At 71.7% G+C, this 8795-nt stretch carries 8 protein-coding genes; 5 read left to right on the forward strand and 3 right to left on the reverse strand.

The window, feature by feature from the left end; genetic code table 11:
- The first annotated feature begins 98 nt into the window (after positions 1 to 98).
- From ASG70_RS00290 to ASG70_RS00300, 3 genes are all read left to right on the forward strand, one after another.
- Positions 99 to 1043 carry a hypothetical protein gene (locus ASG70_RS00290; protein ID WP_056881873.1) on the forward strand — a complete coding sequence of 315 codons (945 nt, stop codon included), beginning with the start codon at positions 99 to 101 and terminating at the stop codon, positions 1041 to 1043.
- 256 nt (positions 1044 to 1299) lie between these two features.
- Positions 1300 to 1899 (forward strand): DUF4126 domain-containing protein, encoded by a 600-nt coding sequence (locus ASG70_RS00295; RefSeq protein ID WP_056881874.1) that lies wholly within the window; start codon positions 1300 to 1302, stop codon positions 1897 to 1899.
- Positions 1900 to 1996: 97 nt separating this feature from the next.
- Positions 1997 to 2764: a CPBP family intramembrane glutamic endopeptidase gene (locus ASG70_RS00300; protein ID WP_056881875.1), complete on the forward strand. Its 768-nt coding sequence runs from the start codon at positions 1997 to 1999 to the stop codon at positions 2762 to 2764.
- Between the two features lie 48 nt (positions 2765 to 2812).
- On the opposite strand, the gene ASG70_RS00305 is transcribed toward ASG70_RS00300, so the two are convergent.
- Both ASG70_RS00305 and rsmI read right to left on the reverse strand, forming a co-directional pair.
- Positions 2813 to 3577: a hypothetical protein gene (locus ASG70_RS00305; RefSeq protein WP_056881876.1), complete on the reverse strand. Its 765-nt coding sequence runs from the start codon at positions 3575 to 3577 to the stop codon at positions 2813 to 2815.
- Positions 3578 to 3642: 65 nt separating this feature from the next.
- On the reverse strand, positions 3643 to 4485 hold the full coding sequence (gene rsmI, locus ASG70_RS00310) for a 16S rRNA (cytidine(1402)-2'-O)-methyltransferase (protein ID WP_235531273.1): 843 nt from the start codon (positions 4483 to 4485) through the stop codon (positions 3643 to 3645).
- Positions 4486 to 4527: 42 nt separating this feature from the next.
- Between rsmI and ASG70_RS00315 the strand changes: the two genes are divergently transcribed.
- A complete protein-coding gene (locus ASG70_RS00315) occupies positions 4528 to 6084 on the forward strand; it encodes a dolichyl-phosphate-mannose--protein mannosyltransferase (protein ID WP_056881878.1) in 1557 nt (518 codons plus the stop codon).
- Positions 6085 to 6101: 17 nt separating this feature from the next.
- Positions 6102 to 6362 carry a hypothetical protein gene (locus ASG70_RS00320; protein WP_056881879.1) on the forward strand — a complete coding sequence of 87 codons (261 nt, stop codon included), beginning with the start codon at positions 6102 to 6104 and terminating at the stop codon, positions 6360 to 6362.
- A 46-nt stretch (positions 6363 to 6408) separates the two neighbouring features.
- Here the strand turns inward: ASG70_RS00320 and ASG70_RS00325 are convergent, their stop codons facing one another.
- Positions 6409 to 8628, reverse strand: coding sequence for a glycoside hydrolase family 31 protein (locus tag ASG70_RS00325; protein WP_056881880.1), 2220 nt, complete (start codon positions 8626 to 8628; stop codon positions 6409 to 6411).
- Positions 8629 to 8795: the final 167 nt, after the last annotated feature.

Genomic DNA, 8795 nt, shown 5'->3' on the forward strand with positions numbered 1-8795 from the left:
AACTTTCGACCACTCGCCCGAGAGCTGGGCGGGGCAACGCCGCGGAAGCCTGTGGACAACACGAACCGCGCCGCCCCGTCATCGGGGACCGTGGGACGGTGCCTCGTCGCAAGCTTCCCCTCCGCACCCTCGACCCGCGGCTCCCGTTCACCCGCGCCGAGGCGCTTCGGGCGGGCATCGACGACGCCGCGCTCGCCAGCTCCGCGTACCACCAGGTCTTCTGGGGCGTCCACCTCTCCGCCGATGTCGCCCCGACCCTGGTGATGAGGGCGCTGGCAGCGCTGACCATCTCGCCCCCGACCGCCGTCGTCACGCACCACACGGCGGCTCGGCTCTGGGGCGGGGTGCCGCCGGACTCCTCCGACGTCCACCTCACGGTGCCCAGGGTCCACCGCCCCAAGGTGGCCGGCATACGCCCGCACCGAGTCGTGCGCATGCCGGTGCCCGTGACCCGGCGGGGGCTGCCGATGACGTCTGCGGAACGGACGTTCCTCGACCTCGGCCGGTGGTGCGACCTCGTCGACCTCGTGGTCCTCGGCGACTCGCTCGTCCGTGCGGGCGCGACCACTCCCCAACGGCTCGTCGATGCCGCCGCGACGTGGGACGGCACGCACCGGACGCTGGTGCGGCGGGCGGCGGCATTCGTCCGTGACCGCGTCGACTCGCCGATAAAGTCACGGCTGCGCATGCTTCTGGTGCTCGCGGGGTTGCCCGAGCCGGTCGTCAACATCGACGTCGCGGACCAGGACGGGCGCGTGCGGTACCGCATCGACCTGTCGTTCCCGGACCAGCGGCTGGGCATCGAGTTCGACGGCCGCCACCACATCGAACGGCAGGGGCAGTGGGAGAGCGACCTGCTGCGTCGCGAGGACCTGGAGTCGGAGGGCTGGAGCTTCGTCGTGGTGTTGGCCTCGCAGGTGTACGGCGATCCGGCCGGCGTGCTGGCTCGCGTGGCGGCGGCCATGCGCACGCACGGCATACGGGTGCCGCGCCGGCTGGACCCGCAGTGGCGGCGCCACTTCCCCGGTCGCGACGAACGCTGAGCGCCCACCCCCCTTCCGCCCCCCGCCCCCCGCCCCCAACTTTCGGCCACTCGCCCGGTATCCAGCCCCTCCCCTCCGCCAGCGCCGCCAACTTTCGGCCACTCGCCCGGTATCCAGCCCCTCCCCTCCGCCAGCGCCCCCAACTTTCGGNATATCCAGGGCCCGCCGACCCGCGCGCCTCCTCGCGCGCGGCACCACGCCGGGTCGAGTAGACATGTCCCCACGGGCGCACCCGCCCGTCCACAGGAGGTCGCCGATGATCGCCGCGCTGACCGGCATGGGGCTGTCCGCGGCCGCGGGGCTCAACGCCTACATCCCCTTCCTGCTCGTCGCCCTCATCGCCCGCTTCAGCGACGTCATCACGCTGCCGCAGTCCTACGCCTGGGTCGAGTCGTGGTGGGCCATCGGCATCGGCGTGGTCCTGTTGCTCGCCGAGGTGGTCCTCGACAAGATCCCCGCTGTCGACACGGTCAACGACGCTGTGCAGACCTTCATCCGGCCCACGTCGGGCGGACTGGTGTTCGCCGCCACGTCGGCCGCTGAGGACCTCGACCGGTCGACCTGGATGACCACGCACCCGTGGGTAGGCGTCGTCCTCGGCGTCCTGGTGTCCGGCCTCGTCCACACCGGCAAGACCGTCGCCCGGCCGGCGATCAACGCCGGCACGCTCGGGTTCGGGGCGCCGGTCGCCTCGACAGTCGAGGACGGGGCTTCGGTCGGGCTCAGCCTCGTGGCCGTGTTCGTCCCGGTGCTCGTGGTGCTCCTGCTCGTGGCCCTCGCCTGGCTGCTCATCTGGCTGTGGCTGAAGGTCCGCCGCTGGCGGCGGCGGCGCGACCGAAGGGCCGCCCTTGCCTGACCCGTCCGCGACCGACGGGCCGCCCATGACTGACCCGTCCGCGACCGAAGGCCCGCCCTCGCATGAACCATCCAGCGTCAGCGGAGAGACTGGCCCCATGACCGTCTCCACCCCGCTGTCACGCCGCAGCCTGGTCACCGAGACGGTCCTGGTCCTCGGTGTCAGCCTGGGCGCCTCCGCCATCTACTCGGTGCTCCAGCTCGTCGACAAGCTCACCCAGCAGGTGGCCCTCAACCAGCAGACGACGACGATGAACTCGTCGGTCACCCCCGACCGGCCCTGGCTCGACCTCGCCTACCAGCTGGCGCGGATCGTCCTGCCGCTCGTGCCGGTCGCCCTGGCCCTGCACCTCCTGCGGCGTGAGCGCCCCGACGCACACCACGCGATCGGGGCAGACCTGCGCCGGCCCGGTCAGGACCTGCTCCGCGGCCTGGCCCTCGCCGCCGCCGTGGGCCTGCCCGGGCTCGGGCTGTACGCCGCGGCCAAGGCCTTCGGCGCGAACACCACCGTCGCGGCGGCGAACCTGACCGACCACTGGTGGACGGTGCCCGTGCTCGTCCTCGCGGCCGTCCAGAACGCGGCGCTCGAGGAGGTGGTCATGATCGGCTACCTCTTCACCCGCTGGCAGCAGGCCGGCTGGTCCCTCCCGGCCGTGGTCGTCACCTCGGCCCTGATCCGCGGCAGCTACCACCTCTACCAGGGCTTCGGCGGCTTCGTCGGCAACATCGTCATGGGGCTGTTCTTCGGCTGGGTCTACACGCGGACCAAGCGGGTCGGACCGCTCGTGGTCGCGCACACCGTGCTCGACGTCGTGGCGTTCGTCGGCTACGCCCTCCTCAAGGACCACCTGTCGTTCCTGTCCTGAGGAGGGCGCGCCGCGGCCGGGCCGGCGCGATCCCGGCAGTGAGGCTGCCTACTTCTTCGGCAGGTCGATGACCTTGCTGGGCGCCGGAGCCGTGACGGCCGGGACCTTGTCCCACTCGCTGAAGTCGAGCTTTCCCGGGCTGTCCTTGGGGCCCTCGATGCGCAGCAGCGTCGCCTTGCCGTCGGCCGAGACGAGCAGCGCCGCCCCGTCGCCGCCGGACCGCTCGGTGAGCTTCCAGGCGTCCGCGCCGTCGACGGTGGTCTTGGAGACCCGGGTGTCGGCGCCCTCGAGGACGCTCAGCTCCTTGTCGTCGAACATGTCCGTGAGCATGCCCTTGATCGTCAGGTCGCCGAACTCCTTCGCCTGCGCGGCAGGCAGGTTCACGTACTTGTCCCGCAGGGTCTTCGCCCGGGTCGCACCCACCTGCTGGGCCCAGAAGTCCTCGGTGGCCGACAGGTAGTTCTTGCCGCCGACGGTGAGGATCGTGATCTTGGAGTCGGCGCCCTGGCCCAGCTCGAGGCTCTGGTTGCTGCCGTCGACGGTGCCGGCGAGGTCGATCGACAGGGTGTCACCGGCATCGGTGAACTCGCCCGAGATGTGGCCGCTCTCGGAGGCGAGGGCGGTCTTGCGGGCCTGCGCGTAGAGCTCGGAGGCCGAGGGCGGCTTGGCCTCGGTGGTGGTGCTGCTCGACGACGACGACTTCGAGGAACCGCTCGCTGCGGCCGGCTCCTTCTCGGAACCACAGCCGGCGAGCCCGAGGGCGACGGCGAGCGGGACGACGGCCGCGAGGGCGCGACGTGGCGGACGGGACATGGGTGACCTCCGTGAGATGGGAGGCACCCCTTCCGCGCCCCCGTGCCGGGCACGATACGCCCGAATCACCCCAGTTGGACGTAGGCGTCGTAGAGGGTCTTCTTGGACAGTCCCGTCGCGGCGGCGACGTCGGCGCACACGTCCTTGAGCCGCTCCCCCGCCTCGACGCGCTCCCGTATGGCGGGCAGCGCCTCGTCCACCGAGGTCACCCTCGGGGTCGCGCCGGCCACGACGACGGTGATCTCACCGCGCACCCCGTCGGCGGCCCAGGCAGCGAGCTCGGCGAGGCCGCCGCGGCGGACCTCCTCGTAGGTCTTGGTGAGCTCGCGGCACACGGCCGCGCGCCGGTCGCCGCCCCAGGCCTCCGCCATCGCCTGCAGGCTCGCCTCGATGCGGTGCGGCGCCTCGAAGAACACCATGGTGCGACGCTCGTCGGCCAGGGCCGCCAGCACGCGCCCGCGCTCACCGGCCTTGCGCGGCAGGAAGCCCTCGAAGCAGAAGCGGTCGACGGGGAGCCCCGACACCGCGAGCGCCATCAGCACCGCGCTGGGCCCGGGAACGCAGGTCACCCGGACGCCGGCGGCCACCGCGGCGTCGACCAGGCGGTACCCGGGGTCCGACACCGACGGCATGCCGGCATCGGTCACGACGACCACCCGCTCGCCGGCGCGCAGGCGCTCGACGAGCTCCGGCGTCCGGGAGGCCTCGTTGTGCTCGTGGTAGCTGAGGACGGCGCCCCCGGGCGTCACACCCAGCTCGGCGCACAGCCGCCGCAGCCGCCGCGTGTCCTCCGCAGCCACCACGTCGGCGGACGTGAGCTCGGCCGCCAGCCGGGGCGCGGCGTCCCGCGGGTCGCCGATGGGGGTGGCCGCGAGGACGAGGACGCCTGCCTCTGGCTGTGGTGTCACGTCGGTCATCCTGTCAGGCCTGCTGTGCATACGATGTCGCGCATGACCCGGACGGACGAGCTGCGATCACGCCTGCTCGGGTTCCGGCCCACCGACACGCTCTGGGGCTGGCTCGGCCCCCTGTTCTTCGCCGTGGTCGGTGGCCTCATGCGCTTCTGGTCGCTCGACCGCCCACACCAGCTGGTGTTCGACGAGACCTACTACGTCAAGCAGGGCGTCTCGATGCTCGAGTACGGCGTGGAGATGCGGGTCCCCGACTCGCTCAAGAAGCCGGACGAGCTGTTCACCCGTGGCACGCCCGACGTCTTCGGCACCGAGGGCGACCTCGTGGTCCACCCACCCGTCGGCAAGTGGATCATCGCGGTCGGGGAGCACCTCTTCGGCACGACCTCGTCGTGGGGCTGGCGCTTCTCGGTCTGCGTCCTCGGCACCTTGTCGATCCTCATGATCGGGCGCGCCGCGCGTCGCCTCTTCGGGTCGTCGCTGCTCGGCACGCTGGCGGCGTTCCTGCTCGCGTTCGAGGGGCACCACTTCGTCCAGTCGCGCACCGGGCTGCTCGACCTCATCGTCATGTTCTGGGCGCTCGCGGCCTTCTGCGCGCTCCTCATCGACCGCGACCGCACCCGCGCCATCCTCGCCGAGAAGGCCGCGGCCATGACCCCGCGCCAGCTCGCGACGGGGCTCGGGCCCTGGCTGGGCTGGCGACCGTGGCGCTGGGTCGCAGGCATCTGTCTCGGGCTCGCCACCGGCACCAAGTGGTCGGGGCTGTTCTTCCTCGTCGCGTTCGGGCTCATGACGGTCTGGTGGGACCTCGGCGCCCGTCGGGCCGTCGGGGTGGGTCGGCGGTTCTCCGGCATGGTCGTCCGCGACGGCCTGTGGGCCGCGCTCGTCATGGTCGGCGCCACCCTCGTCACCTACCTCGTGTCGTGGGTCGGGTGGTTCCGCTCCCCCCTCGGGTACGACCGGCAGTGGGGCGCGGTCCACCCCTCGAAGGAGGCGCCCTGGGTCCCCGATGCGGTGCGCTCGCTGTGGCACTACCACCAGGAGATCCTGAAGTTCCACATCACGCTCAACGACGACCACCCCTACCGCACCAACCCGTGGTCGTGGGTCGTCCAGGGCCGGCCGACGTCGTTCTTCTACGAGGGGCCCAAGCGCGGTGAGGACGGCTGCACCGTCGCGCAGTGCTCCAAGGCGATCACCTCGATCGGCACCGTCTCCATCTGGTGGCTGGGCGCAGCCGCGATCATCGTGCTCCTCTACTACCTGCTCTTCCGCCGCGACTGGCGCGCCGGGGCCGTCCTCATGGGCCTGGTCGGCGGCTACCTGCCCTGGTTCGACCTCGAGGAGCGGACCATCTACTCCTTCTACACGGTCGCGTTCGAGCCGTGGGTCGTGCTGGCCGTGGTGTTCGTGCTCGGCCTGGCGCTCGGCACCCGCACCGCGTCGCGGCGCCGGCGCGAGGTCGGCCTCTACGTCGTGGGCGCCTACTGCCTGCTCACCCTGGCGATCTTCGCGTTCTTCTGGCCGATCTACACCGCCCAGGTCATCCCGCAGGACCAGTGGTCGCTGCGGATGTGGTTCCCCAGCTGGGTCTGACACGGCAGGTTTGCCCCGTGACGCGGTTCGAGTTCGCCCCGGGGACCGTGGGCATGATGATCGAGGACGAGGACGTCGCCCGGCTCGACGCGGCCAACGCAGTGCTGCGGGCCACGTTGCGCGAGGTCCGCGACGAGCTCGCGGGCCAGCCTGTCGGGGCGGTCCATGACGAGCTCGTACGCCGCCTGCGCGCCCGGGTGGGCGACGGCTTCACCGTCCGCGACGCCGACCTGCGCGCGGACGCCGAGGCGATCAGCGACGGGACCCTGTTCGGCTGACGCCGCGCTCACCTCACCCCGGACCGGGGCTGCCCTCGCGCCGCGTTCAGCGGGCCAGCAGCAGCTCCGACACCGCGCCGAGCAGGAACGGTGAGACCTCGAGCGCCTGCAGCGCGACCAGGGCGTCCGCGGGCGTGGCGCTGGCGCGGACCGCGTCGTACGCCGCGGCCTTGAGCTCGAACCCCGTCTGGGCGCGGTCCAGGACGTCGAAGACCCTTGCCACGACGTCCTGCCCGCCACCCACGACGACGGTCTCGTAGCTGCGGTCGACAGGCGGGGTCGAGGCGTCTCCCTCGACGTCGTGCACCGTGAGGCTGCCCGCGGCGTCGTCCCATGACAGGTGGGTGCGGGCCCAGCGTGAGTCGTCGCGGTCCTCGACGAGGGTGAACGCGCCGTCGGCACCGGCGTGCACGCGGACCTCGACCCGCGAGGGCAGGTCGGTGCCGAAGGTCACGGCGTCGGCCGAGACCATCGGCACCACGGCACCGGCCCGCGCGAGCACCGGGATCGAGCCGAGGTCGCGGTACAGGTGCAGTGAGCGACCACCGCGGTACGTGGTGCCGGTGAACACGTCGACCCACTCCCCCTCGGGCAGCCAGGCCTTGACCCGGGCGAGCCCGGTCTCCCGGTCGGCGGGCGTGGTGATGGGGGCGACGAGCAGCTCGGTGCCGAACATGAACTGGTTGGGCACGCTGTAGGCAGCCGGCTCGTCGGGGTGGGAGTAGTACATGGGCTCGACGACCGGGCGGCCCTCGTGCGCCCGGACGTTCATGGTGGCGAGGTAGGGCAGCAGCTGGTGGCGCAGCCGCAGGAACTCCGACATCACCTCGCGCGCCCGCGCCCCGAAGCGCCAGGGCTCCTTGGTGTTGAACGGGTTCAGTCCCGAGTGGAGGCGGTTGACCGGGGAGAAGACGCCGAGCTGCACCCACCGGGTCGCGAGCTCGTCGTCCTTGTAGCCCTTGAAGTGCCCGCCGATGTCGTGGCTCCACCAGCCGTACCCGGCGTTGGAGGCCGTTGCGGTGAAACGGGGTTGGAAGTCGAGGGACTCCCACGAGATGACGGTGTCGCCGGAGAACCCGATCGGGTAACGGTGGCTGCCGATGCCGGCGTAGCGCGAGAAGGTCAGCGGGCGCCGGCCGTCGCGGCCGGAGTCGAGGTAGTGGAAGTGGTTGAGCAGCCACAGCGGGTCCAGACCCGGCACCCGGGTGACGCCGCCCTGCTGCCAGTCGAGCCACCAGAAGTCGACGCCCTCGCGCTCCAGCGGGTGGTGCAGCTCCTCGAAGTAGGCCTCGAGGAAGTCGGGGTCGGTGGGGTCGAATGCCACCGCCACCTCGGACTCCGGGTCGACGCCGACGCGCTCGGCCATGGCCCGGTAGGCCTTCTCGTGGGCGTGGACGCCCTCGGCCGGGTGCACGTTGAGCGACGTCGCCAGGCCACGCTCGTGCAGTCCGTCGAGGAACGCCTGCGGGTCCGGGAAGAGGTCGGTGTTCCAGGTGTAGCCCGTCCAGCCGCTGCCGTACCGCGGGTCGATGTCGACGAGGTGCCAGTCCATGTCGATGACGGCGACGGACAGGGGCACGTGCTCGTCGCGGAACCGGTCCATCAGCGCGAGGTACTCGTCGGCGGAGTACGGGTGGTAGCGGCTCCACCAGTTGCCCAGGGCGTAGCGCGGCAGGACCGGCGCCGGGCCCGTGAGGGTGTAGAGCGCCTCGAGCGCGCGCGTGAAGTCACGGCCGAAGGCGAAGACGTACAGGTCGAGGTTTCCGTTGCGGCGCGAGGCGATCCAGCCCTCGTCGGTGAGCAGGACCGTCGAGGAGTCGTCCACCATGGCGACGCCGTCGTAGGCGAGCACGCCGCCCTCCAGCTCGATGGCGCCGTCGACGTCGTCGAGGGTGCGGGCCGTGCCCCCGAGGTTGGGGCTGTCGACGCCGTAGCGCCAGACGCTGTCGTTGGAGTGGAAGCCGCCCTTGGCGCGCACCGACAGTCCGTGGGTGGTGAACTCGCCGCAGTCGTACGTCAGGTGCAGCCGGTCGGTGCTGATCTCCAGCTGCCCCTCGGGACCGTCGCCGCGGGTCAGCGTGAAGTCGCACGGTGGGAAGGCGCGGTTGAGGGCCATCTGCGAGGCACGGTCCTCGAACTCACCCGTGGGGCTGTACTCCAGCCGCACCAGCCCGGGGTCGAGGACCGTGATCCGGTAGTGGTCGCCCTCGACGACGTTCGCCGCATCCGCGACCGGGTGTGTGTCGAGCCGGAAGTGTGCTTTCACTGCTCTCCTTCATCGAGGTGTCCGTCGCGGCCGGGCGACTCGGGACGGTGGCCGAGGTCCGCCGCCAACGGCAGCAGGGCGGGCGGGATCGGGGTCACCGCGCCCCTGCAGCGGCATCGACAGCGTGAACGTGGACCCGATGCCCTCCTTGGACACCGCTGAAACGG

Origin of the sequence: Phycicoccus sp. Soil748, assembly GCF_001428025.1 — a bacterium.
Taxonomy (GTDB): Bacteria; Actinomycetota; Actinomycetes; order Actinomycetales; family Dermatophilaceae; genus Pedococcus.